This window comes from Streptomyces sp. NPDC047043, assembly GCF_040644055.1.
Taxonomy (GTDB): domain Bacteria; phylum Actinomycetota; class Actinomycetes; order Streptomycetales; family Streptomycetaceae; genus Streptomyces.
Window position 1 is genome coordinate 64,302 of record NZ_JBEYVO010000001.1, and the last position, 23,549, is coordinate 87,850.

Here is a 23,549-nt window from a genome sequence, read left to right on the forward strand (position 1 = left end):
CCCCATCACGCGGCCGCCGCGTCAGCCCTGTGGACAACTCGTCGTGGCACGGGTACCGGCCCGCTCAGTGGGCGGTCCAGCCGCCGTCGAGGACGAGCGCGGTGCCGGTCACGAAGGAGGCCTGCGGGCTGCACAGATAGGCCACGGCCTCGGCGACCTCCTCTGGCTCGATGAGCCGCTTGACGGCACTGTCCTGCAACAGCACATCGGCCAGGACGCGCTCTTCGGGGACGCCGTGCGCCTCTGCCTGGTCGGCGAGCTGCTTTTCGACCAGTGGGGTGCGCACATAGGCGGGGTTCACACAGTTGGAGGTGACGCCGTGGGGAGCGCCTTCGAGGGCGGCGGTCTTGGACAGGCCCTCCAGACCGTGTTTGGCGGCCACGTAGGCCGACTTGTAGGCCGAGGCGCGCAGGCCATGGACGGAGGAGATGTTGACGATGCGGCCCCATCCCTGGCCGTACATGTGCGGCAGGGCGCCGCGGATGAGCCGGAACGGTGCCTCCAGCATCACGGTGAGCACGGTGTGGAAGACCTCTGGCGGGAACTCCTCGATGGGGCGCACCAGTTGCAGTCCGGCGTTGTTGACGAGGACGTCGGTGCCCGCGGCGGCGAGCTCGGCGGCGTCGAGGGCAGTGAGGTCGAGGACGTGCGGCTCGACGCTGCCGGCCAGGCCCCGGGCGGACTCGGTGAGGGCCTCCAGGCCCATGGCGTCCCGGTCCACCGCTCTCACCTTGGCCCCGGCGGCCGCGAGCCGCAGCGCACAGGCGCGGCCGATGCCACCGGCGGCGCCGGTGACGAGGGCGGTGCGGCCGCCGAGGTCGAGGGAGGCGGGGTGGGAGGCCGGAGCGCTGCTGGGCGGGGTCATGCAACGACCCTAGGCAGCGCCCGCACCCGTCCACATATGGCCGCCGCCCATACTTCAGTCGGAACTCATGGGCTCGAACCACGTGGGTTCGTCGGCCAGCGCCTGCTTGATCCGAAAGTGGTGGTAGTCGGTCATCTCCGGCAGCTCGTCCAGCGCGAACCAGCCGACGGCCAGGGACTCGTCGTCGTTCACCCGGGCCTCGCCACCGATGGCGCGGCACCGGAAACAGATGTCCATGAACTGGCAGACGTCACCGTTGGGGAAGGTGACCTCCTTCCCGGACCGCACGGAGACCAGCCGCTCGACGGCGACCCGGACGCCCGTCTCCTCCTCCACCTCGCGCGCGATGGCGACGGCGGGCTGCTCACCCGGCTCCGGGATGCCGGAGATCAACGCCCACTTGTGGTTGTCCGCGCGCTGCCCCAGCAGGACTCTGCCCTGGTCGTCGAAGGCAACGGCGCTGACGCCGGGAAGCCAGAGCAGTTGGTGGCCGGCGGTGGCCCGGATCTCGCGGATGAAGTCAGGTGTTGGCATGATCCCGACCCTACGGCGCCCACGTCGCCACGCGGGCGTACTGCCCAGGTCGCCCGCCCCGCGTACGGCTACGCGTCACCGGCGCGCCGTCCGCGCACTCCGGCGCCGATCGCCCAGCCCAGCCCGCCCGCGGCGACCAGCACCAGGGCGATCTCGGGCAGGATGCCGAGCCGCGTGGCCGGAGTCTCGGAGGAGCGCAGCGGCACCTTCTGCACCAGGTGAGCCGGGACGAACATGCCGGTCTTCTGCGTGATCTTCCCGTCCGGCATGATGATCGCGCTGACGCCGCTGGTGACCGGCACGGTGACGGTCCGGCTGTGCTCGACGGCGCGCACGCGGGACATGGCGAGCTGCTGGTAGGTCATCTCGCTGCGGTCGAAGGTCGCGTTGTTGCTCGGCACGGAGATCATCTGTGCGCCGTCGGTGACCTCGGAGCGCACCGCCCAGTCGAAGGCGGCCTCGTAGCAGGTGACCAGGCCGACCTTGGCCTGGTCCATGGTGAACACGCCCGGCTTGGTGCCCCGGCTGAAGTCCTGGCGGACCATCGAGGTCCAGTTGCTGTTGATCGCGCCGATGAGCGAGCGCAGCGGCAGGTACTCGCCGAAGGGCTGGATCTGCCGCTTGTCGTAGGTGTCGGTGGGGCCCTTCTTGGGATCCCACAGAATCTGCTCGTTCCACAGCTTGCCGTCCCGCGCGACGACGCCGCCGACCGAGATGGGCACACCGATCGCCTTGGCGGCGCTGTCGATGACGGCGTACGCATCCGCGTTGGCGAAGGGGTCGACGTCGGAGGAGTTCTCGGGCCACAGCACGAAGTCGGGCTTGGGGGTCTTGCCGGCCTTGACCTCGGCGGCCAGACGCTTGGTCTCACGCGCGTGGTAGTCGAGCACGGCCCGCCGCTGCTCGTTGAACTCCAGCCCGGAGCGGGGCACGTTGCCCTGGATGAGCGCGACGGTCGCGTAGCCGTCCTCCGCCTTGTCGCTGACCAGCGAATCGGCGGCCACCGCGCCCGCCACCGGGACGGCCACGCTCAGCAGGGCCACGGCCGCGGCCGACCGTCGTATCTCCCGGGTGCGTCGCGCATCCAGGGCCAGGCGTACGACTTCGTAGAGGCCGAATCCGCACAGGACGACCGCGAAGCCGAGCACCGGGGTGCCGCCCACCGCGGCCAGTGACAGGAAGACGCCGTCGGCCTGGCCGAAGGCGACCTTGCCCCAGGGGAAGCCGTGGAACGGCACGCGCGCGCGTGCCGCCTCGCCCGCGATCCACACCGCGGCCGCCCACACCGGCCAGGCGGGCAGCTTCGACACCGCGGCGACGCCCGCGCCGACCAGCGCGATGAAGATCGCCTCGATCGCCACCAGGGCGAGCCAGGGTCCGGAGCCGACCTCCACGCCGGTCCACACCAGCAGCGGCAGCAGGAACCCGAGGCCGAAGAGGTAGCCGAGGCCGAGGCCCGCCTTCCAACTGCGTCCGCGCAGTACCCAGCCGAAGCCGGCGAAGGCCGGCAGGGCCAGCCACCACAGGGTGCGCGGCGGGAAACTGACGTAGAGCAGCACTCCGGAGAGCGCCGCGGCGAGGGCCGGTACCAGGCGCACGAGGCGCGCCGCGCGCGATGCGGGCGCGACCTGCGGCTGCGTCTGGTCCGACTCGTCCACGGAGGTTGCGGTGACGGTCACTCCGGGAGTGTACGGCGGGTGACCTTGACGCGGACAGCGCGGTCCGCATGGCAGCACGGGGCGCAGCCCGCAGCAGTCGCCGCAGCGTTCCTGCGTAACTCGGTCCAACTCATCCACAAAACGCCCATCAGCAGTTACGGTGTGCCCAGCCTCAGTCGTCGGGCCGGTCACGGCCTCGGCAGCGAGGGTCGTGCGAGGTCGGGGGGCCTCGGTCGGGTTCGGGGGGCTGGGTGGGTTCCACGGGGATGACGTCTCTGGCCGGTCCTGGGGAGGACGGCGAGAGACGAAACGTTTCTGACGGGGCGGGCGTGGTGGTGCTCGGGGCATGCGCCACCTGGGCGCTGATCACGGCGACCGTGCAGGAGGGTCGCCCGGAGGGTGTGCTGCTGGCGGTGCTGGCGGTGGCCGCCGGCTACGCCGCGGGCCGGATCTGCGGGGCGCTGCTGCCGGTGGCCGCCCCGTGTGCCGGGGCGCTGGCCGGGCTCGGGCTGGCGGTGGCCGTGCCGCATCTCGCGCCCGGGCCCCAGGCCGTCGCGCCACTCGGCCATGCCGGTGCCACCGCCGCCCTGCTGACGCTCTGCGTCGGCGGCGCGTGCTGCGCCGCCTGGGCCGCCGAGGCACCGGCGCTGCGGCTGGCCCTGGGGGCGCTGGCGGCCGGCATCACGGTGACCGCCGCCGTCCTGGGCTCGACCAGCGGCTTCGTCATCTGCACCGCCGTACTGCTGTGCTCGCTCGCCGCCGGCCGGATGCAGCGCCGCGGCCTGGGCATCGCCGGGCTCGCGCTGGCTGCGGCCATGGTGACCGGCCTGACCTGGGCGGTCGCCGCCAACACCCTGCCGGACGGGCTCACCGCCTCCCTGGAAGGACAGCTCACCCAGCACCGGATCCAGCTGTGGCAGGACGCCCTGCACCTGGCGCACCGCAACGCCGCCCTGGGCGTGGGCCCGGAACGGTTCGGCGAGCTGAGCACGACGGCGACCCGGACCCTGCTTTCGGACGGCAAGCCGCACTCGGCGCTGCTGCAGCAGGCGGCGGAACAGGGCATAGTCGGGGTCGTGCTGCTGGCGGCGTCGTTCGGCTGGGTGCTGTACGCACTGTGGCGCTCCCCGCGGCCCACGCCGGTGGTGCTCACCGCGGGGGCGGCCCTCACGGCGCTGGCGGCGATCGCCGCGGTCGGCAACGCCCTGAGTTTCACCGCGGTGTCGGTCGGTGCGGGCGTGCTGGCGGGTCTGGCCACGGCCAGGCCGCTGGTGGACGAGTCACCGCAGCCCGAGATGGGTGCGCGTTCGCGCGGTGACCGTCTTACGCCGTGATGCCCGTACTCAGTGCGTGGCGCCGGGCGCGGCCGACCGCAGCCGGGCCCTGATGACCCGTACGGCGGCCTCGGCGTTGTCCACGGTGATCGTGAAGGTGTGGCCGTCCCACAGCTGCAGGACGACGCCCTCGCCACGGCGTACGACGACCGCCGTGCCCTTCTCGGGGCGCCAGCGGTAGCCCCAGCCGCCCCAGTGGCGGGGCGTGACGAGCGGGGCGAACTCGGCGCCGGCCACGTGCGAGAGGGGGATGCGGCGGCGCGGCACACCGATGTGGCCGCAGCGCACCTCGAGGGACTCCTTGTCGAGCTTCAGATCGACATGCACGAAGGCGAGCGTGCCGAAGAGGACCAGCAGTCCGGCGGCGATGCAGCCGACGACGGACATGACGAGCGGGGCGGTGCCGGACGTCCACGCGGAGTCGACGGCCAGCTCGATGCCGAGCGCCATGAAGGCCGCGCCGCCGAGCGCCAGCAGCCACTGGACCCGGCTGGTGGCGCGTCCGGTCCAGACATCGGGATGCTTGTCGCTCTCGCCGTGGGGGTGGTCCCTCATACCAATGAGGTTACTCATGTTTCGCTGCGCTGGTACCGAGTCGCACAGCGTGACTGCACCGACCGGGCCGAACGGGCTCGGTCCGGATGGTGGCCCTCGGTTACCGGGCGGGGCTGACCGCCTGGAGGAGGCGGCCTTCCTCGTAGGAGAGGGCGGTCGCGGGCAGCTCGGCCCGCCGTCCGCTGAGCAGCACCGTGAGCGTGGTGTCGGCCCGGGCTTCCGGGGCCGGCTGCGCGCCGATCCTGCGCAGCGACTGGGCGGCGACCGCTCCCGCGGATCCGTGCAGGATGAGCGGCGGGCGGCCCGGCTTCTGCACCGCCGCCCTGATCGGCTCGGCGACCAGCTCGTAGTTCGTGCAGCCGAGCACGACGGTCGACACGTCGTCCGGGGTGAGCGCAGCCGCCGCGGCGACGGCGGCCTTGATCGCGGCCTCGTCGGCGTGGTGCACGGCGTCGGCGAGGCCGGGGCACGGCACCTCGGTGACGGCCACGCCGTCGGCGAACTCCGCGATCAGATTCCGCTGGTAGGGGCTTCCCGTGGTGGCGGGCGTCGCCCAGATGGCCACCGGCCCGCCGCCCGCCGCGGCCGGCTTGATCGCCGGGACCGTGCCGATGATGGGCAGGTCGGGCTCGAAGCGGGCCCGCAGCTGGGGCAGCGAGTGCACGGACGCGGTGTTGCAGGCGACGATCAACACGTCGGGGCCGTGGGCGGCTGCAGCCCCGGCCACATCCAGAGCGCGCTGGGTGATGTCCTCGGGAGTGCGCGGCCCCCAGGGCATCCCGTCGGGGTCCCAGGAGAGTACGAGATCGGCATCGGGCCGCAGGCGCCGTACTGCGGCAGCGGCGGGAAGCAGACCGATTCCGGAGTCCATGAGCGCGATCTTCACCCGGCCACGATAGACGATGGGCCCCTGCGGGCCGCCCGCGTGGGGCAGACTGCGCAAGTGAGCGCCATCGCGTGGATTGCCGCCGTATCCCTCGCCGCATGGCTGTGGCTGCTGCTCTGCCAGGGCTTCTTCTGGCGCACGGACATCAGACTGCCGCGCCGCGAGGACGTCGGCGGCTGGCCACCGGTCTGCGTGGTCGTCCCCGCCCGCGACGAGGCCGCCGTACTGCCCGCGAGCCTGCCCGCTCTGCTCGCGCAGGACTATCCGGGGCGGGCGGAGATCTTCCTGATCGACGACGGCAGCTCGGACGGCACCGGGGAGTTGGCCCGCGAACTGGCGCGCACCCACGGCGGACTGCCGCTGACCGTCGCCTCCCCCGGCGAACCGCCGGCCGGCTGGACGGGCAAGCTGTGGGCCGTGCGGCACGGCATCGCGCTGGCACGCGCGCGTGGGCCCGTATATCTGCTGCTGACGGACGCCGACATCGCGCATGCGCCGGACAGCCTGCGGGAACTGGTCGCGGCGGCGCGCACCGGCGGTTTCGACGTCGTCTCGCAGATGGCCCGGCTGCGGGTGGAGAGCCTGTGGGAGCGGCTCGTCGTGCCCGCCTTCGTCTATTTCTTCGCGCAGCTGTACCCGTTCCGCCGCATCGGCAGGAAGGGGACGCGGACGGCGGCCGCGGCGGGCGGCTGCGTGCTGCTGCGCACCGAGACGGCAGAGCGCGCCCGGATCCCGGACGCGATCCGGCACGCGGTCATCGACGACGTGGCACTCGCGCGGGCGGTCAAGGGCAGCGGCGGGCACATCTGGCTGGGGCTGGCCGAGCGGGTGGACAGCGTGCGCCCGTATCCGCGGCTGCACGATCTGTGGCGGATGGTGTCGCGCAGTGCGTACGCGCAGTTGCGGCACCGTCCGCTGCTGCTGCTCGGGACGGTCCTCGGGCTGGTGCTCGTCTATCTGGTACCGCCCGTGGCCCTGATCTGGGGGCTGGCCGGCGGGGATACGGCGGCCGCGGTCGGCGGCGGGCTCGCATGGCTGGTGATGACAGGGACGTACGTTCCGATGCTGCGCTACTACCGCCAGCCGCTGTGGCTCGCGCCCCTGCTGCCGTTCACCGCGTTTCTCTATCTCCTGATGACGGTCGATTCCGCGGTGCAGCACTACCGGGGGCGCGGTGCGGCCTGGAAGGGCCGCACCTACGCACGCCCGGACGCCGTCACGGACGAGCGCCCTCTGTAATGAGGCTCACTTCCTGCCGGGCGTCCAGTTCATGCCCCACCCGTAGGCGTAGTCGACGGTCCGCTGGGGGCTCACTCCGCGGTCGGGCACCAGGTAGCGGGCCTCGCGCTGGACGACCAGGTCACTGCCGGTGTTGGTGATCAGTGCGAGGGCGCAGACGGTCGAGGGGACCGTGCACTCGTCGAGCGAGAAGTCGATCGGGGCACCGTACTGCGGCTGGAGGGTGACCGTGGCGTGCAGGTCGGCGAAGGACCGCGCGCCCTCGTAGATGGTCACGAAGACGAGGATCCGCCGGAAGTCCTGCTTGTGGTCGAGGTTGACGGTGAGGTTCTCGCCGCTCTCGACGGCGCCGGTGCGGTCGTCGCCGTCGAGGTGGATGTACGGCGGCTGGTGCAGGGCTCCGAAGGCGTTGCCGAGGGCCTGGACGACGCCCTTGCGGCCGTCGGTGAGCTCGTACAGAGCGCACAGGTCCAGGTCCAGGTCGGCGTGCGTGGCGACCGCCCGGCCGCGCTTGCTGCCCCAGCCCGAGAACTGCTTGCGCACCTGCCAGTTGAGGTTCACGCGCATGGCGCCCGATGTGCCGCCCTGCTTGGCCAGCGAGACCGCGGGGGCCGCCTTGGTGAGTGTCACCTTGCTCAGCCGGACCGGCTGCGCGGGAGGCGCCGACGGCGGGGGCGGTTGGACCGCGGCCGGGGGCGCCACCGGCCGCGGCATGGTCACGGGCGACGCGACCGGCGGCGGCATGGTCACCGGGGGCGCGGCGGGCGGGGCAGCCATGGTCACCGTGGGCGGCGGAGGTGCGGGCGCGGCAGCGGGGGCGGTGTGTTGCGGTTCGTCCACCGTGATGCCGAAGTCCGTGGCCAGACCCTCGAGCCCGCTGTCGTAGCCCTGGCCGACGGCACGGAACTTCCACGCGCCCTGGCGACGGTAGAACTCGCCGAGCACGAAAGCGGTTTCGACGCCGGCGCCGGTGCTGTCGAAGCGGGCGACCACGCCGCCCTGGGCCGCGTCGCGGACCTCGATGTAGAGGTCCGGGACCTGCCCGAACGTGCCACCGTCCGCGGAGGCGACCAGGACGACGGTCTCGACCACCGGCTCCACGCGGGCAAGGTCGACCAGAAGCGTGTCGACGACACGGCCGCCGAGGTCCCGCTTGCCTTCGTGGCGGACCGTGCCGGAGGAGTGCACCGGCTGGTTGTAGAAGACGAAGTCGCCGTCGGAGCGGACCTTGCCGCCCACGAGCAGAAGAGCAGAGGCGTCCGCGTCGGGCACTCCGGGTCCGGAACGCCAGCCCAATTCCACCCGCAGTGCCGTAGTCGGCACCGGCGTATTCGATCCTTTCGGCATTGACATGTCCGCCCCCATCACGTGTCACTGCGCCGTGTCCCGGCAGCCCTTCGGGTTGTCTACACGCACAACCTATTCCCCCCGACAGGGAACTCCCATGAGGAGCACAGCCGAACCGGTGTTCAACCCGCCGGTAACCCGCCCGGAACTCGGCCTTTACAGGATCCGGCCCCTGATCTCCGCCCTATTTTGGCAAGTTCGCTCGCATTGGGGATCCCGCGTCACTGCCGACGCAGAAAACAACCCTCTTATCGGTCTCCCCAACCAGCACATCGTGGGCTTAACTTATGTGCCATGACCTCCCCCCGCTCCACCTTCGGCGGCGGCTACTACTCCGCCTTCCCGGACACCCCGATCTACGACAAGCTCGTCGCCGAGCGGGGCACCCCGCAGATCGCTCCGATCCGGGTCCCCGCCGCGTACGACGCGCCGGGCAGCTACCTGCCGGCGCTCCCGTCGGCCCTGCCCGCCCTTCCGGCGGGTCCGTCCCAGCCCTCCTACGGCTACCCGCAGGCGCAGCAGCCGGCTCCGCTGCAACAGGCGCCCGCGGCGTACATCCCGCAGCAGGCCACCGCGCCGCGCGGGTATCCCGGTCCGCAACAGCAGCCGCAGCGGCCGATGGCGTCCGGCACGGGCTACGAGGCGATGCGCCCCGCGGCTCCCCGGCCCGCCCCGGCGGCCCCCTACCAGGATCCGTACAACAACCAGCAGCAGTACCGCGGCTACTGAGCCTCCGTCCCCGGCTGTCGGTGCCACCTGGCACGATGGCTGCATGGGGAACGCTCTGCTGCACTCGATTCACGTCCATCCGGTCAAGGCGTTCCGGGGCCTCGCGCCCCGGGAGGCCGACGTGGAGCCCTGGGGGCTGGCCGGAGACCGGCGCTGGGTGCTGATCGACGACGGGGGAAAGGTCGTCACACAACGTCAGCAGCCGCGCCTCGCGCTGGCCGCCGCCGAGCTCCTGCCCGGCGGCGGTGTGCGTCTGTCGGCACCCGGCATGGCCCCGCTGACCGTGCCGGTGCCACGGCCGGTGGACACAGTCCCGGTGGAGATCTTCCGCGACAAGGTCGAGGGGGTCCTCGCCGAGGACCAGGCTGCGCACGCCTGGTGCAGCGACTATCTCGGGGCCGAGGTGCGCCTGGTGCACATGGACGATCCGGCCACGCGCCGGCCCGTCGATCCGGAGTACGCGCGGCCGGGCGAGACGGTGTCCTTCGCCGACGGCTATCCGCTGCTGCTCACCACGACGGCCTCCCTCGACGCCCTCAACTCCCTGATCGCGCAGGGCAACCACGGGGCCGAGGGACCACTGCCGATGAACCGCTTCCGGCCGAACGTGGTCGTGTCCGGCACCGCCGCCTGGGCCGAGGACGACTGGTCCGTCGTGAGCATCGGCGAGGTCACCTTCCGCGTCGCGAAGGTGTGCGGGCGCTGTGTCGTGACCACCACCGACCAGGGCACCGCCGTGCGGGGCAAGGAGCCTCTGCACACGCTGGGGCGCCACCGCCGCCTCGACGGCAAGCTGGCCTTCGGCCAGAACCTGGTGCCCCTGTCCCCCGGCACGATCCGGGTCGGTGACGCGGTGACGGTCCTCGAATAGGCCTCCACCCAGGTCTTCGGAGAAAGATCCGGACAAGATCCGCCGGACGGGAACCCCGGCCGGGGGCCGGGGCGTTGAGTGTTCGTGAGAAGTTCATGAGAGGCCCCGGTCGCAGGTGATTTCGCTCTCTCTTCGACCGGACCCGCGGGTGGACGGCTCCGCCAGGGGTTATCACGGAGCGGGAAGGGGGTGAGGGACGTTGCGAGCAATCGGAGGGCTCTGGCGCTGGCGGCACAACCCGCTGCGGCGCACGAGCGATCTGGTCGAGGCCTGGGTGGCCCTGGTGGCGCTGCTGCTGATCCTGGTCGTCGCGCCCGTGATCGGCTCCCTCGTCGGCGGCCTCGCGCAGGACGCCCTGCAGCAGTCGGTCCGCGACCAGCACGCCACCCGGCATCTGGTGACCGCCACCGTGGTGCGCAAGCTGGACCGCTCCCCGCTGGACACGGATCCCGAGACGTCCTCGTCGCGGGACCTGCGCAGCCGGGTCGTCGCCGACTGGACCGCACCGGACGGCACCGGCCACCACGGCACGGCGCTGGCCGGCCTCAAGTCCCCCCACCACGGGGACCACTTCAAGATATGGACGGACGCGCACGGCGACATCGTGGCCCAGCCGCTGGACCCCGCGACGGCGACGACGCACGCGGTGCTCGCCGGGTTCGGTGCGGCCATGCTCACCGCGGGCGCCGTCGAGGGCGGGCGGCGGCTGATCCTTTGGCGCATGGTCCGTCGCCGGTACGCCCGTTGGGACCAGGCCTGGGACCGAGCGGGCCCGGACTGGGGCAGGACCGGTACCGGCAGCTGACGGCCTTCCGGCTCTGGTCAACCCACCACCCGCGCGCACGCTACGGTGGACCGGCCGAGGTTCTTCGGCAGCACAAACCCGCGTACTACGAGGTGGGGGCACAGCAACGCCATGGCACAGGGCACGGTCCAGGTGACGCACACCGGTACATCGAGGTGGCGGCGCCGCACGGGTGAGTACGCATCGCTCGCCGCCGCCCTGGAGGCCGCCGCGGACGGGGACGTCCTCACCGTCGCGCCCGGCACCTACCGGGAAAACCTCGTCGTCCAGCGGTCGGTGACGCTGCGTGGCCCGGAGGGTTCGCCCGGTTCGGTGCGGATCGCGCCCGCGGACGGGGTGCCGCTGACCGTGCGTGCCTCGGCGGTGGTGCAGGACCTGCATGTGGAGGGCCAGGACGCGGCGGCGCCCGCGCTGCTCGTCGAGGAGGGCACGCCGGAGCTGCTGGACCTGAGGATCGTCACGCGGTCGGCGGCCGGCATCGAGGTGCGCGGCGGTGCGCGTCCGACCGTGCGGCGGTGCACCGTCGACAATCCGGCCGGCATCGGTCTGGCCGTGGTCGACGGCGCGGGCGGGGTGTTCGAGGAGTGCGAGGTGGTGGCCGCCGGCCAGTCCGGGGTCTCGGTGCGCGGCGGGGCACACCCGCGGCTGGAGCGCTGCCGCATCCATCACGCCTCGGGCTCCGGTCTGACGGCGACCGGGGAGAACTCCGCGCTGGAGGCGGTGGGTTGCGAGGTCTACGAGGTCCGCGGCAGCGGCGTCCAGGTCACCGCCCGGGCCACCGCCCACCTCACCGACTGCGATGTGCACCGCACCACGGCGGACGGTGTCACGCTCGACACCGACGCGGTGCTCACCCTGGCCGACTGCCGTATCCACGACATCCCGGAGAACGCGGTCGACCTGCGTTCGCGCTCGGTGCTCACGCTGACACGGACGACGGTGCGTCAGTTCGGGCGCAACGGCCTGTCGGTGTGGGATCCGGGCACGCGCGTGGACGCCAACCAGTGCGAGATCTTCGACAGCACGGGCGACTACCCGGCCGTGTGGGTCAGCGACGGCGCCACCGCGGTGCTCGACTCGTGCCGGGTGCACGATGTGCCGGACGCCCTGTTCGTGCTCGACCGCGGCTCGCGCGCGGACGTCGTCGACAGTGACCTCTCGCAGGTGCGCAACACGGCCGTGTCCGTGAGCGACGGCGCCACCGCGCAGCTCGACGACTGCCGTATCCGGGACGCCGCGACGGGCGCCTGGTTCCGCGATCACGGCAGCGGCGGCACCCTCAACAACTGCACCATCGACGCCACCCAGACCGGCGTGATCGTCACCAAGGGCGCCGATCCCACGATCGAGCGCTGCACCGTCGACTCCCCCGCGGAGGCCGGCTTCTACGTCTCGGCGGGCGGCCGCGGCAGCTTCCTCAACTGCCGGGTGACGGGCAGCGGCGGCTACGGCTTCCATGTGATCGACGGCTGCCGTACGACGCTGACGAAGTGCCGTACGGCGCGGTGCGCGCGCGGTGGGTACGAGTTCGCCGAGGGCGGAGCCGACGCGGCCTCCGGCACCGGCCCCGTCGTCGAGGACTGCACCAGCGACGAGAGCGCCGGCCTCAAGCCGCCGACGGCCCGGGAGACCGCCGTGCAGACGGCGGGCCATTCCCCCGGCCTGCTGGGCGCCATCCCCGGCCAGCGCAGCACCGAGCAGGAGCCACTGGTCGCCGCGACGCAGCCGCAGCACCCGACGCGGACGTCGAAGGCCATGCTGGGTGAACTCGACGCGCTGGTGGGCCTGGAGAGCGTCAAGCGCGAGGTGCGGGCGCTGACCGACATGATCGAGGTGGGCCGGCGCCGGCAGCAGGCGGGCCTGAAGGCCGCCTCCGTCAAGCGGCATCTGGTCTTCACCGGCTCCCCCGGCACCGGCAAGACGACGGTCGCGCGCCTGTACGGCGAGATCCTCGCCTCCCTCGGCGTGCTGGAGAAGGGCCATCTGGTGGAGGTGTCCCGGGTGGACCTGGTCGGCGAGCACATCGGCTCGACGGCGATCCGCACCCAGGAGGCCTTCGACCGGGCGCGCGGGGGTGTGCTGTTCATCGACGAGGCGTACGCGCTGTCGCCGGAGGACTCGGGCCGCGACTTCGGCAAGGAGGCCATCGACACGCTGGTGAAGCTGATGGAGGACCACCGGGACGCGGTGGTGGTGATCGTCGCCGGGTACACGGCCGAGATGGAACGCTTCCTTTCCATCAACCCCGGTGTGGCGTCCCGTTTCTCACGCACCATCACCTTCAGCGACTACAACCCCGACGAACTCCTGCGGATCGTCGAGCAACAGGCCGAAGAGCACGAGTACCGGCTGGCGGAGGGCACCGCTGAGGCGCTGCTGAAGTACTTCACGGCGATCCCGAAGGGCCCGGCGTTCGGCAACGGCCGCACCGCCCGCCAGACCTTCGAGGCGATGGTGGAGCGGCACGCCGGCCGGGTCGCCCAGCTCCCGGAGCCGAGCACGGACGACCTGACCCTGCTCTACGCCGAGGACCTGCCCGACTCCGCCTGAGGGCGCGGTCCCGGCAGGTCCGGCTTGAGCCGGGCCAGCAGCCGTCTGCGCTCCCGTGCGAAGGCCGGGTCCGCCTGGTAGTCGCCGTGGCCCAGGATCGGTGCGGGCAGCGGGTGTTGTGCGGTGCGGCCGTAGGCGAGCGGGTCCTTCAGCGGGGCCCGGTCCACCTCGGGGCCGCAGTCGCCGGGCAGCCGGACCGGGCCGCCGATGGGGTCGGTGCGGCGGTAGAGGTTGCGCCAGCAGTCGACGTCGTGGTGCAGCGAGGTCAGCGCGGCCGGTCCGAAGTGGGCCGGGAACCAGCGGCCGTAGAGGCGCTCGAGCGGGGAGCCATAGGTCAGCAGGGCGACTCGCTTGCGGACGGCGGGCTTGAGCTGCCAGGCCGCCGCCGCGGCGAGCACGCTGCCCTGGGAGTGTCCGGAGAGCACCAGTCGGCCGCCCGTGGCGCGGGTCCAGGTCGCCATCCGCCAGGTCAGGTCCGGCACCGCGCGCTCGGCGTAGCAGGGCGGGGCGAAGGGGTGGGCGGCGCGCGGCCAGAAGGTGCCGACGTCCCACAGGATGCCGATGGTGCGCCGGGCGGAGGCGTCCTTGTAGGCCCGCCGTCCCCAGGTGACGAAGAGTATGAAGCCGAATCCGATCAGCCAGGAGCCCAGGGCCTGGGCGGTCTCCGCGGCGCCCTGCACAACGGCGTAGGCGTGCTGTGCGGCCTGGCCGGGCGCCTTGTCGGTGGCCCACGCGCCGAGCAGGGCTCCGGCGCCGAGGATCAGGGTCGTGGTGGAGGTGACGGCGACGATGAGCGGGCCGCGGTCGGTGAGCGCGGCCAGGGCACGCGTGGTGGCGACGCGGCGGGTGCGCGCGGTGTCCTTGGGTTCGCCGGGGTAGTCGAGCTCCACCTCGCCCAGTTCGGCGCGGCGCAGCTGCCAGGCGCGCCGGCCGAGCCAGCCGCAGAGCACGAGCAGCACCAGGAGCAGTACGGGGATCACGGACGCCTGCCAGGTCAGCAGGACCGGCGGGCCGTCGATGGAGGTGCCGGTGCCGTCCAGCCAGTCCGACACCCGCTGGGAGACGCCGCCGGACATCACCCCGCCCAGGGCGCAGGCCAGCATCGCGACCGCGGGTCCGGCCAGGCCGTGCATCGCGGCGCGCGGGTCGGGATGGGTGCGGTGGAGCAGGTGGGCGACGACGGCGAGGGCGATCACGAGGGCGCCCTGGGCCAGGGCGAGGCCGCCGAAGGTGGTGCCACCGCCGAGCAGGCGGCCGGTGGAGTGCCAGCCGGGGCGCTCCCATCCGGCATACACCGTGGCGCACAGCAGCAGGGCCAGGGCGGCCAGCGGCAGACGACGTACCAGATGCTCGTCGAGCTCCTGGTCGAGGCGGTTCTCGCTGCGTCCGCGGCGGCAGACCACCCAGACCACGACGGCTGCGGTGATCACGAGCGCCGCATTGAGCAGCAGGCCCGCGGTGGCGAGCAGGGCCGGGCCGCCGGGCTCGCGGTCGAAGCGGGCCGCGGCAGAGGCCAGCGCGGTGGCGACGGTCAGCAGACCCGCCGCGGTGTGCGCGGCGCGCAGCCGGGCGACCAGGCGGCGGCCGTACCAGAAGCCGGGGCGGCCCAGGGCGGTGCGGCTGGTGACCTCGTCGGGTTCGGGGCTGCGGGAGATCGGCTGCTGGGACTCGTACGCGCTCCAGGTGCGGTGGGACAGGTACCAGAGCAGACCGGTGAGCGCGGCGGGCACCAGGGCGGCGACGGCCAGGCGCCGTCCGGGCCTGCTCCACCAGCCGTCCTGCGACACGTCCGGTGACAGGAAGCCCAGCCAGGAGTGACGCTCCGCGCACGCACGTGTGCCCGCGCACTGCCAGGCCGCCAGGTCCAGGGCGACCTCGCAGGCGGCCGCGACCAGCAGCACCGTCAGGGTCAGGCCCGCCAGCCGCACCAACAGCCCGTAGAAGCGGACCGTCCGGCTGCGACCGCGGGCGGTGGGGCGCATCCAGTGGGCGAGGTTGACGACCATGAACGGCAGCAGCAGGAGCCACAGGGCGCGGGCGCTGTTGCCCGAGGTGAGGTTGCACCAGACGTAGGCCTCCGGGACCGGTCTGTCGCGGTAGTCCCCGGGTCTGCTCTCGGCGTCGACGTCCTCGGCGCGCCTGAAGACGGCCGCGGTGCCGTCGCCGGTGATCCGCACCGTGCGCGGATCGTCGAGCATCTCCTGCGGTGTGGTGCCGCCCACCCCGTGGACCAGGAGTTCCAGGGCGGTCGCTGATTCCTCGGGCCCCTGGGCGGGGCCGTCGGCCGAGGCCCGTTCCTGCGCACGCTCCACTGTTCGCCCTTCCCCCGTGACGCGCCGTCGGCTTGTGTCCGTGCGGGCACCAGGATCTCCGCTGGGCCGGGGGCGCACACCTCAAGCCACGGAATCTCCCCGATCCGGGTGACATGGGGGGAAAAGATGAGGCGTTGGTGACATGTGCGCGTCGGGTGGTCGCTGGCGCCGCGGACGCCGACCCGTAGAGTATGGGAGGTCCGCGCACCGGGTCGGGGAAAATGTCCTTGTCGGAGCAGGTGTGCAGGGCGTGTCGGACGGCTGTAGGCGAAAGGACCGGAGCGTACGTGAGTGAGAATCAGAACCTCCTCGCGGAGCAGCGGCGCGCCCTGATCCTGGACGAGGTGCGGCGCCGGGGCGGGGTGCGTGTCAATGAGCTGACGCGCAAGCTCGGCGTGTCGGACATGACCGTGCGCCGCGACCTGGACGCGCTGGCCCGGCAGGGCGTGCTGGAGAAGGTGCACGGCGGTGCGGTGCCGGTGGTCGAGGCGAGCACGCACGAGCCGGGCTTCGAGGCCAAGTCGGGCCTGGAGCTGACGGCCAAGGAGGACATCGCGCGTTCGGCGGCCCAGCTGGTCGCGCCGGGCACCGCGATCGCGCTCTCGGGTGGTACGACGACGTACGCGCTGGCCCACCAACTGATCGACGTGGCCGATCTGACGGTCGTGACGAACTCGGTGCGGGTGGCCGATGTCTTCCACGCGGCGCAGCGCACCACGGGCCCCCGGCAGGGCGCGGCCACCGTGGTGCTGACCGGCGGGGTGCGCACCCCGTCCGACTCGCTGGTGGGGCCGGTGGCCGACCAGGCGATCGCGGCGCTCCACTTCGACATGCTGTTCCTCGGAGTGCACGGCATATCGGTCGAGGCGGGCCTGTCGACGCCGAACCTCGCGGAGGCCGAGACCAACCGGCGCCTGGTGCAGTCGGCGCGGCGCGTCGTGGTGGTCGCCGACCACACCAAGTGGGGCGTGGTGGGGCTGAGTTCGTTCGCGGCGCTGGAGCAGGTGGACACGCTGGTGACGGACGCCGGGCTGCCGGGCGAGGCGCGCGAGGAGATCTCCGAGCACCTGCGGCAGCTGATGGTGGCGGGCGGGCCGGAGGCCTGACCCTCTGCAGGAGGCGGTGCTGACATCTGACGGGCCGCCAGCTATCGTGACGTCGCCCCGGTCAACCAACCTTCTCCGCCAAGGAGGTTCGCGTCCATGGCCCACCGTCTGCGCCCCGTCGGGCTCGAGTTCATCGAGACCGCCCCGGTACGTCTGGTCTTCGCCCAGGAGATCGACGCGACGCCCGAGGCGGTCTTTCACGCCCTCAACGACGACGTGCCGGGATGGGCGGAGTGGTTCGCGGCCGTGACACATGCGCGGTCGACCGACGACGGTGCGGGGCGTGACATCCGGCTGAAGGGCGGCGGGCGCTTCCGGGAGACGGTCATCGCGGCGAAGGAGGCCGAGGTGTACGCCTACCGGGTCGACGCCACCAACGCGCCGGGCGCCCGCGCCCTCGCCGAGGAGTGGCGGCTCATTCCGGCCGGGACCGGCACGCGCGTGCAGTGGACCTTCGCCGCGGACGGGACGGCACCGTTCCGGCTGGTGGTGAAGGCGGCGCGGGCGGGCCTCGGGCGGGCCTTCCGGGACGCGGTGGTCTCGCTGGACCGGCGGCTCGCGCGCCAGGGCTAGGGCTCAGCAGGGCCAGATGCCCGTCTCCAGCAAAGTGTCGATCGCCGCCGCGTAGGGCTCGATGTCCAGGCCCTGCTCGGCCAGCCACGTGTCCGAGTAGTACTTGTCGAGGTAGCGGTCGCCCGGATCGCACAGCAGCGTCACCACGCTCCCCTGCCGTCCCTCGGCCACCATCTCGGCGACGATCTTCAGCGCGCTCCACAGGCCGGTGCCGGTCGAGCCGCCCGCCTTGCGGCCGATGGCCTGCTCCAGGGCCCGTACGGCGGCGACGCTGGCCGCGTCGGGCACCTTCATCATCCGGTCGATCGCCCCGGGCACGAAGCTCGGCTCCATCCGGGGGCGGCCGATCCCCTCGATACGGGAGCCTCGGTCGCAGGCGACGTCCGGATCGCCGGTGGTCCAGCCCTCGAAGAAACAGGAGTTGTCCGGGTCGGCGACGCAGATGCGGGTGTCGCGCTGGGTGTAGTGGACGTAGCGCGCGAGGGTCGCGGAGGTGCCGCCGGTGCCGGCCGTGGCCACGATCCAGGCGGGCTCCGGGAACCGCTCCAACTCCAGCTGGCGGAAGATGGATTCGGCGATGTTGTTGTTGCCGCGCCAGTCCGTGGCCCGTTCCGCGTAGGTGAACTGGTCCATGTAGTGGCCGCCGGTCTCCACCGCGAGGCGGGCCGACTCCTCGTACATCTTGCGGGAGTCGTCCACGAAGTGGCACTGCGCGCCGTGGAACTCGATCAGGCGGACCTTCTCGGCGCTCGTCGTGCGTGGCATGACGGCGATGAAGGGCACGCCGATCAGCTTCGCGAAGTACGCCTCGGAGACGGCCGTCGAGCCACTGGAGGCCTCGATCACCGGGCGGCCCGGCCGGATCCAGCCGTTGCACAGGCCGTAGAGGAAGAGGGAGCGGGCGAGCCGGTGCTTGAGGCTGCCGGTCGGGTGGGTCGACTCGTCCTTCAGGTACAGGTCGATGCCCCACTTCTCGGGCAGCGGGAAGCGCAGCAGATGCGTGTCGGCCGAGCGGTTGGCGTCGGCCTGGACCTTGCGGACGGCCTCTTTCAGCCAGGCACGGTAGGCGGCGTCGCTGTGGTCGACGTCGAGGGTTTCGCCGGTCCGGGCGGGCTGGGTGGTGCTCACGGCGGTGCTCCTTAGGGCTTTTCGCCGACGGCGTGTCGTGCTGCCGACGCACCGATCATAAACACCTTCCGCACGCTTCTCACCTGCATAAACACCACTTTGAGCAGCCCAAAGAACAGCCTGGGGCAGGGGTGCGCCGGGGTGTGGGGGCGCATTCGGCGAGTGCTCCGGGCGCTCGGTGCGCGGGACCCGTGCGTACTGGTGCTCGACGCCGGGTGCGGGCAGACTGCACCGAACGGGGACGCACACTGGATCACGACACGCGCCGGACCAGGACCCACGCAGGAGTACGGGCCGGCGCACCGGACGCGTACGAGGGGGCGGGCGGCATGGCGGAGCCGGAGTTCACGGCGACGGGCGTGCGGATCGGAAAACGGCTGCGTTCGCTCACCCGGGCCGGGCAGGTCCGGATCAGCGACGGCAGGCTTGCGTTGCTCACCAGTTACGGCACCGAGATCGACAGTGCGCCGGTGCAGGCGGTGCGCGCGTCCAAGCCCTGGTTCGCCGCGGAGGACCGGGCGCTGGCGGACCTCAACGGCAAGCGGTACCTGCTGACCCTGGGCGATCACGATCCCGCACCGGGCGAGCCCGGGCCGCCCGCGGCCCGCCGGTTCATCGAGGCCGTACGGAAGGCCGCGGGGCGCGGCGGCTGACAGGCAGCAACCACAGGGCGGCGGCGGGCCGCGAGTTGCGGTCCCGCGCACCCTGGGTCACGCTGGTCTCACGTCACTCTGGGTTTACCGGCGATAACGCTGCGAACCAGCCCGCCGGGCACGACAGCAGGTGGCCGCTCCCTCAGGCACTCTGCTGGATCCGTCTTCCGTGTTCTTCCGGACCTCTCAGTCGGGGAGTCGCAGCCGTGATCAGTCACCCAAGCAGGCACTGCACGGTGGAGCTCCAAGCCCTGCCGTCGCGGATCGGCCAGGTCCGCAGAATCGTCTCTGCGCAATTGCGCTACTGGCATCTGGACCCTCTCATCGACCGGGCCGCGCTCGGTGTGACGGAGCTGTTGACCAACGTCCACCGCCACGCCCAGCCCGACAAGGTGTGCACCGTGGAGATAGAGCTGCTGCTGGACCGGCTCACGGTCTCCGTGCACGACCACGACCCCCGCCTGCCCGAGGTGCGGGACGTGGAACCGTCCGCCACCAGCGGGCGCGGGCTCGCCATGGTGGCCGCCGTCAGCGAGAGCTGGGGCGTGCGACCCGACGGCGAGTCGGGCAAGGTCGTGTGGTTCACGCTGCCCACCGCGCCCGCCCCGGTCGCGGCGCCGGCCCGGCTGCCGAGGCGCACGGCGGAGAAGCCTGCCCATCGGTTCGTGGAGGTCGAGGTCGACGGCCACAGGGCCGGACATGCTCCCGCCCGGTCGACCGTTGCCGGTTGACCGGGCGGTGATCTGCTGTAGCCGTGTTGGTCGGCCGGAGATCACTCGGTGGCGATGGCGCGCAGTACGTCCAGGCGCGCCGCGCGTCGGGCCGGGCGCAGACCCGCCAGGGCTCCGGCGGTCACGCCGACCAGGGCCACGATGAGCAGTTGTATGGGTGGGATCGCGAAGGCGAAGGCGCTGTCGCTCGCGCCGTCCGAGGCCTTCACCAGCACCCAGCCGAGGAAGGCGCCGAGGCCGAGGCCGCCGACCGTGCCGAAGGCTGCTACCAGGATCGACTCCCAGCGGACCATGGCGCGCAGCTGGGGGCGGGTCTGGCCGACGGCCCTCAGCAGGCCCAGTTCGCGGGTGCGTTCGTGGATGGCCAGGGTGAGGGTGTTGGCGATGCCGAGGAGTGCGATCAGGACCGCGAGGGCCAGCAGCGCGTACACGAGCGTGAGCATCATGTCGATGCCGCCCGCCGAGGACTGTGCGTACTCGTCGCGGGTCTGCACTTCGGGGTTGCCGTACCGGGCGGCGGCCTTCTCGACTGCTGTCCTGCCTGCGGCCGTGCTCACGCCGTCCTTGAAGGAGACGGCGACGAGGGTGTCGGAGTCCTGGGTGCGGTGCGGGGCCCAGGCAGCGCGGGTGATGACGTAGTCGCCGGCGAGTTCGGACCGGCCGTAGACCGCGCGGACCGTGAAGGTCTGCCTCTTGCCGTCGGTGAAGGTGAGTTGAGCCTTGTCGCCGGTGGTCAGGTGTTGTTTGTCGGCCTCGGTGCGGGTGATGGCGATGCCGTCGGTGCCTAGGGCGCGCAGGGAGCCGTCGACCTTGCCGAGGTCGAAGGTGCGCTCCAGGGCGAGAGGATCGGTGACGGTCAATGCCCGTCCCTTCCCATCGACTTGGGCGACTCCACGGCCCAGTCCCACGGCCGTGTCGACCTCGGGCAGCTGCTGGATCGCGCCCGCGAGGCGGGGGCTCAGGCCGCTGCCGCCCGCGCCGAAGGACGGGGTGCTCACGGCGACGTCGCCCGCGAAGGAGCGGGAGACGGTCTGGTCCATGGTCGCCTTGAGCGAGGCACCGAAGACGGTGAAGAGGGAGACCACGGCGACGCCGATCATCAGGGCGCTGGCGGTGGCGGCCGTGCGTTTGGGGCTGCGCAGGGCGTTGCGGCGGGCGAGGCCGCCGGTGACGCCGCGGAGCCTGTCGAGGGGGCCGCCGAGGATTCGTACCGCCGTCGTCGAGGCGACCGGGCCGAGGACGACGAATGCGGCCAGGGCGAGCACGGCGCCAAGTCCCGCCATCCACAGGGACGGTGAAACCAGGACGCCGCTGAGCGTCGCGGCCGCGGCGAGGGCGGCCAGACCCATGCCGGTGACGGCGCGGGTGCGGGAGGCGCCGGAGGTGTCGACGGCGGTCTCGCGCAGGGCCGCCAGCGGGGCCGTGCGGCCGGCGCGGGCGGCAGGCACAAGGGCGGAGCCCAGGCAGACCACGATGCCGACCGCCAGCGGGAGGGTCATGGACAGGGCGCTGATGACCAAGTTGCCGTCGGGGAAGGGGAATCCGATCGCCGGGAAGAGTGCCTGGAGGCCGGCTGCGATGCCGATGCCGCCTGCGAGGCCGGCGACCGAGGCGGTGACGGCGACGACGGTGGCCTCGACGAGAGTGGTCGCGGTGACCTGGCGGCGGGAGGCACCGAGGGCACGCAACAGGGCGTTCTCGCGGGTGCGTTGGGCCACGACGATCGCGAAGGTGTTGTGGATGGAGAAGGTGGCGACGAGCAGGGCGATGCCGGAGAAGACGAGGAGGAAGGTGGTGAAGATGGTCAGGAACTGGCTGGAGATCATGTCCGTGTTCTCCTGGGCCGACTCCTGACCCGTGATGGCCTCGACCCCCTTGGGGAGGGCGGGAGTCAGCCGGTCCACGAGTTCCTTCTCGCTGACGCCGGGGCCTGCTCGTACCTTGATGCTCGCCGCCTCGCCGGGGCGGGCGGTGAGGTACTTCTCGGCGTCGGCGCGGGTCATGCCGGTGAAGGTCACCTGCGCCATGCCGTCCTCGCCGCCGAAGGTCGCCAGGCCGACGATCGTCACCTCGACCGGGTCCGGGGTGCGCAGGGTGGTGGTGTCGCCGATCTTGAGGTCGCCCTTCTCGGCGGCGCCGCGGTTGACGACGACCTCGCCGGGCCTCTGCGGGGCGCGGCCTTCGGCGAGTTGGTACGGGTTGAGCTCGGTGTCGGTGATCCAGTTGCCGGCGAGGGTGGGCGGGCCCTGGCCGTCGATGGGCTTGCCGTTCTTGCCGACCAGTTGGCCGGCGCCCTCGATGTCGGGGGCGGCGGCCGCGACGCCCGGCACCTTCTCGAGGGTGCGGACCAGGGCCGTGTCGACGGGCTGGCGGACGCCCTGGCTCTCGCCGGGCGTGGTGATGGCGTCGGCGCTGCGGACGACGGCGTCCGTGCCGCTGGTCGCGTTGCCGAACATGGTGTCGAAGCTGGCGCGCAGCGTGTCGCCCATGACGAGGGTGCCGGCGAGGAAGGCGACGCCGAGGAACACGGCGAGAAAGGTACCGGCGAAGCGCCGCTTGTGGGCGCGCAGGGAGGACACGCTCAGGCGTACGGCGGCGCTCATGACGACACCTCGAAGGCCTTCATGCGATCCAGGACCTTCTCGGGGGTCGGGGATTCCATCCGGTCGACCAGGCGGCCGTCGGCGAGGAAGACGACCTCGTCGGCGTGGGCGGCGGCCACCGGGTCGTGGGTGACCATGACGACGGTGCGGGAGGTCTGGCGCGCGGCGCGGCCGAGCAGGCCGAGGACCTCCTCGCCGGAGCGGGAGTCGAGGTTGCCGGTGGGCTCGTCGGCGAAGACCACGTCCGGCTGTCCGGCGAACGCCCTTGCCACGGCGACACGTTGCTGCTGGCCGCCGGAGAGTTCGGAGGGCCGGTGGTGGAGGCGGTCGCGCAGGCCCACGACATCGATCAGGGCGTCGGTCCACTCCGGGTCGCCCTTGCCGCCCGCGAGGTCCAGCGGCAGCGTGATGTTCTCGGCGACGGTCAGCGTCGGGACCAGGTTGAACGCCTGGAAGACGAAGCCGACGCGGTCGCGGCGCAGCAGGGTCAGGCGGCGGTCGTCGAGGCCGCTCAGGTCGGTGTCGCCGATGTAGGCGGTGCCTGAGCTGAGTGTGTCGAGGCCGGCCGCGCAGTGCATCAGGGTGGACTTGCCGGAGCCCGAGGGCCCCATGATCGCGGTGAAGCGGCCGACCGGGAAGTCGACGCTCACCCCGTCCAGGGCCCTCACCTCGGTGTCGCCGCGGCCGTACACCTTCACGGCGTCGACGACCCGGGCGGCCGTGCGCCTGGCGGTCGTGGTGGTCACGCCGCACCACCCTTCGTGCGGCCGAACTGCTCGTCCAGGACGGACAGCCGGCGCCAGTACTCGTCCTCGTCGATCTCGCCGGCGGCGAAGCGGCGGCCGAGCACCGCGAGCGGCGAGTCGCCGGACGGGCGGGGGTCGTCCATCGCGCGCCAGGGTCCGCGCCGGCCGCGCCAGACGGTGCGGCGCAGCATGGTGACGACGCCGATCACGACGGCCGCCCAGATCAGCGGGAAGAAGAGGATCCACGGGCCGGGGCCGCCGTCCCAGTTCGCAAGGGTCTGCATCTCGAGTCATCTCCCGGGTGGTGTTGTGGTTGATGCCTCG

The 23,549-nt window shown here is 72.3% G+C and carries 21 protein-coding genes; 10 read left to right on the forward strand and 11 right to left on the reverse strand.

Annotated elements, in window-relative coordinates; translation table 11 throughout:
* Window positions 1–64 precede the first annotated feature (64 nt).
* The 3 genes from ABZ880_RS00270 to lnt all read right to left on the reverse strand — a co-directional run bounded on the left by ABZ880_RS00270 (window position 65) and on the right by lnt (window position 3,078).
* Window positions 65–865, reverse strand: coding sequence for a 3-hydroxybutyrate dehydrogenase (locus ABZ880_RS00270; protein ID WP_361254373.1), 801 nt, complete (start codon window positions 863–865; stop codon window positions 65–67).
* Window positions 866–919: 54 nt separating this feature from the next.
* Complete coding sequence (locus ABZ880_RS00275; protein WP_361254376.1) at window positions 920–1,399, reverse strand: NUDIX domain-containing protein; 480 nt, start codon at window positions 1,397–1,399, stop codon at window positions 920–922.
* Window positions 1,400–1,467: 68 nt separating this feature from the next.
* A complete protein-coding gene (lnt, locus tag ABZ880_RS00280) occupies window positions 1,468–3,078 on the reverse strand; it encodes an apolipoprotein N-acyltransferase (RefSeq protein ID WP_361254379.1) in 1,611 nt (536 codons plus the stop codon).
* A 311-nt stretch (window positions 3,079–3,389) separates the two neighbouring features.
* Between lnt and ABZ880_RS00285 the strand changes: the two genes are divergently transcribed.
* Window positions 3,390–4,391, forward strand: a complete 1,002-nt coding sequence (locus ABZ880_RS00285) for an O-antigen ligase family protein (RefSeq protein WP_361255807.1) — start codon at window positions 3,390–3,392, stop codon at window positions 4,389–4,391.
* A 9-nt stretch (window positions 4,392–4,400) separates the two neighbouring features.
* Here the strand turns inward: ABZ880_RS00285 and ABZ880_RS00290 are convergent, their stop codons facing one another.
* Together ABZ880_RS00290 and ABZ880_RS00295 are read right to left on the reverse strand one after the other, a co-directional pair.
* Window positions 4,401–4,946, reverse strand: coding sequence for a hypothetical protein (locus ABZ880_RS00290; RefSeq protein WP_361254382.1), 546 nt, complete (start codon window positions 4,944–4,946; stop codon window positions 4,401–4,403).
* A 100-nt stretch (window positions 4,947–5,046) separates the two neighbouring features.
* Complete coding sequence (locus ABZ880_RS00295) at window positions 5,047–5,832, reverse strand: aspartate/glutamate racemase family protein (protein WP_361254384.1); 786 nt, start codon at window positions 5,830–5,832, stop codon at window positions 5,047–5,049.
* A 57-nt stretch (window positions 5,833–5,889) separates the two neighbouring features.
* Between ABZ880_RS00295 and ABZ880_RS00300 the strand changes: the two genes are divergently transcribed.
* Complete coding sequence (locus ABZ880_RS00300; RefSeq protein ID WP_361254387.1) at window positions 5,890–7,071, forward strand: glycosyltransferase; 1,182 nt, start codon at window positions 5,890–5,892, stop codon at window positions 7,069–7,071.
* Window positions 7,072–7,077: 6 nt separating this feature from the next.
* Here the strand turns inward: ABZ880_RS00300 and ABZ880_RS00305 are convergent, their stop codons facing one another.
* Entirely contained in the window at window positions 7,078–8,418 is a 1,341-nt protein-coding gene (locus ABZ880_RS00305) for a TerD family protein (RefSeq protein WP_361255810.1), read from the reverse strand.
* A 294-nt stretch (window positions 8,419–8,712) separates the two neighbouring features.
* On the opposite strand from ABZ880_RS00305, the gene ABZ880_RS00310 reads away from it, so the two are divergent.
* The 4 genes from ABZ880_RS00310 to ABZ880_RS00325 all read left to right on the forward strand — a co-directional run bounded on the left by ABZ880_RS00310 (window position 8,713) and on the right by ABZ880_RS00325 (window position 13,373).
* Window positions 8,713–9,147: a DUF6643 family protein gene (locus tag ABZ880_RS00310; RefSeq protein ID WP_361254389.1), complete on the forward strand. Its 435-nt coding sequence runs from the start codon at window positions 8,713–8,715 to the stop codon at window positions 9,145–9,147.
* A 43-nt stretch (window positions 9,148–9,190) separates the two neighbouring features.
* Window positions 9,191–10,018, forward strand: coding sequence for an MOSC N-terminal beta barrel domain-containing protein (locus tag ABZ880_RS00315; RefSeq protein ID WP_361254392.1), 828 nt, complete (start codon window positions 9,191–9,193; stop codon window positions 10,016–10,018).
* A 199-nt stretch (window positions 10,019–10,217) separates the two neighbouring features.
* Complete coding sequence (locus ABZ880_RS00320; protein ID WP_361254395.1) at window positions 10,218–10,823, forward strand: hypothetical protein; 606 nt, start codon at window positions 10,218–10,220, stop codon at window positions 10,821–10,823.
* A 111-nt stretch (window positions 10,824–10,934) separates the two neighbouring features.
* Window positions 10,935–13,373, forward strand: a complete 2,439-nt coding sequence (locus tag ABZ880_RS00325; RefSeq protein WP_361254398.1) for a right-handed parallel beta-helix repeat-containing protein — start codon at window positions 10,935–10,937, stop codon at window positions 13,371–13,373.
* Here the strand turns inward: ABZ880_RS00325 and ABZ880_RS00330 are convergent.
* Window positions 13,343–15,685, reverse strand: a complete 2,343-nt coding sequence (locus tag ABZ880_RS00330; RefSeq protein ID WP_361254401.1) for a hypothetical protein — start codon at window positions 15,683–15,685, stop codon at window positions 13,343–13,345. The genes ABZ880_RS00325 and ABZ880_RS00330 overlap by 31 nt on opposite strands.
* Window positions 15,686–15,972: 287 nt before the next feature.
* On the opposite strand from ABZ880_RS00330, the gene ABZ880_RS00335 reads away from it, so the two are divergent.
* Both ABZ880_RS00335 and ABZ880_RS00340 read left to right on the forward strand, forming a co-directional pair.
* Window positions 15,973–16,791, forward strand: a complete 819-nt coding sequence (locus ABZ880_RS00335) for a DeoR/GlpR family DNA-binding transcription regulator (protein ID WP_361254403.1) — start codon at window positions 15,973–15,975, stop codon at window positions 16,789–16,791.
* 96 nt (window positions 16,792–16,887) lie between these two features.
* The gene (locus tag ABZ880_RS00340) at window positions 16,888–17,364 is read left to right on the forward strand and encodes an SRPBCC family protein (protein WP_361254406.1); all 477 of its coding nucleotides are present in this window, start codon (window positions 16,888–16,890) and stop codon (window positions 17,362–17,364) included.
* 3 nt (window positions 17,365–17,367) lie between these two features.
* On the opposite strand, the gene ABZ880_RS00345 is transcribed toward ABZ880_RS00340, so the two are convergent.
* Window positions 17,368–18,492 carry a PLP-dependent cysteine synthase family protein gene (locus ABZ880_RS00345; protein WP_361254409.1) on the reverse strand — a complete coding sequence of 375 codons (1,125 nt, stop codon included), beginning with the start codon at window positions 18,490–18,492 and terminating at the stop codon, window positions 17,368–17,370.
* 329 nt (window positions 18,493–18,821) lie between these two features.
* Here ABZ880_RS00345 and ABZ880_RS00350 point away from each other — a divergent pair, with 329 nt between their 5' ends.
* Together ABZ880_RS00350 and ABZ880_RS00355 are read left to right on the forward strand one after the other, a co-directional pair.
* Window positions 18,822–19,145 carry a hypothetical protein gene (locus ABZ880_RS00350; RefSeq protein WP_266963703.1) on the forward strand — a complete coding sequence of 108 codons (324 nt, stop codon included), beginning with the start codon at window positions 18,822–18,824 and terminating at the stop codon, window positions 19,143–19,145.
* Between the two features lie 206 nt (window positions 19,146–19,351).
* Window positions 19,352–19,876, forward strand: a complete 525-nt coding sequence (locus ABZ880_RS00355; RefSeq protein WP_361254413.1) for an ATP-binding protein — start codon at window positions 19,352–19,354, stop codon at window positions 19,874–19,876.
* 41 nt (window positions 19,877–19,917) lie between these two features.
* Here the strand turns inward: ABZ880_RS00355 and ABZ880_RS00360 are convergent, their stop codons facing one another.
* From ABZ880_RS00360 to ABZ880_RS00370, 3 genes are read right to left on the reverse strand one after another with little or no spacing between them, the layout of a single operon-like run.
* Window positions 19,918–22,479, reverse strand: coding sequence for an FtsX-like permease family protein (locus tag ABZ880_RS00360; RefSeq protein WP_361254416.1), 2,562 nt, complete (start codon window positions 22,477–22,479; stop codon window positions 19,918–19,920).
* Window positions 22,476–23,225: an ABC transporter ATP-binding protein gene (locus ABZ880_RS00365; RefSeq protein WP_361254419.1), complete on the reverse strand. Its 750-nt coding sequence runs from the start codon at window positions 23,223–23,225 to the stop codon at window positions 22,476–22,478. Before ABZ880_RS00365 ends, ABZ880_RS00360 begins: the two co-directional genes overlap by 4 nt.
* Window positions 23,222–23,509 carry an SHOCT domain-containing protein gene (locus ABZ880_RS00370; protein ID WP_361254422.1) on the reverse strand — a complete coding sequence of 96 codons (288 nt, stop codon included), beginning with the start codon at window positions 23,507–23,509 and terminating at the stop codon, window positions 23,222–23,224. Before ABZ880_RS00370 ends, ABZ880_RS00365 begins: the two co-directional genes overlap by 4 nt.
* Between the last annotated feature and the right edge of the window lie 40 nt (window positions 23,510–23,549).

Excerpts from the sequence above, each read along its gene's own strand:
- ABZ880_RS00340 (WP_361254406.1), top strand. The coding sequence starts at position 16,888 with ATGGCCCACCGTCTGCGCCCCGTCGGGCTCGAGTTCATCGAGACCGCC.
- ABZ880_RS00360 (WP_361254416.1), bottom strand. The coding sequence starts at position 22,479 with ATGAGCGCCGCCGTACGCCTGAGCGTGTCCTCCCTGCGCGCCCACAAG.
- ABZ880_RS00350 (WP_266963703.1), top strand. The coding sequence starts at position 18,822 with ATGGCGGAGCCGGAGTTCACGGCGACGGGCGTGCGGATCGGAAAACGG.
- ABZ880_RS00370 (WP_361254422.1), bottom strand. The coding sequence starts at position 23,509 with ATGCAGACCCTTGCGAACTGGGACGGCGGCCCCGGCCCGTGGATCCTC.
- ABZ880_RS00290 (WP_361254382.1), bottom strand. The coding sequence starts at position 4,946 with ATGAGGGACCACCCCCACGGCGAGAGCGACAAGCATCCCGATGTCTGG.
- ABZ880_RS00275 (WP_361254376.1), bottom strand. The coding sequence starts at position 1,399 with ATGCCAACACCTGACTTCATCCGCGAGATCCGGGCCACCGCCGGCCAC.
- ABZ880_RS00305 (WP_361255810.1), bottom strand. The coding sequence starts at position 8,418 with ATGCCGAAAGGATCGAATACGCCGGTGCCGACTACGGCACTGCGGGTG.
- ABZ880_RS00310 (WP_361254389.1), top strand. The coding sequence starts at position 8,713 with ATGACCTCCCCCCGCTCCACCTTCGGCGGCGGCTACTACTCCGCCTTC.
- ABZ880_RS00315 (WP_361254392.1), top strand. The coding sequence starts at position 9,191 with ATGGGGAACGCTCTGCTGCACTCGATTCACGTCCATCCGGTCAAGGCG.
- ABZ880_RS00270 (WP_361254373.1), bottom strand. The coding sequence starts at position 865 with ATGACCCCGCCCAGCAGCGCTCCGGCCTCCCACCCCGCCTCCCTCGAC.
- ABZ880_RS00325 (WP_361254398.1), top strand. The coding sequence starts at position 10,935 with ATGGCACAGGGCACGGTCCAGGTGACGCACACCGGTACATCGAGGTGG.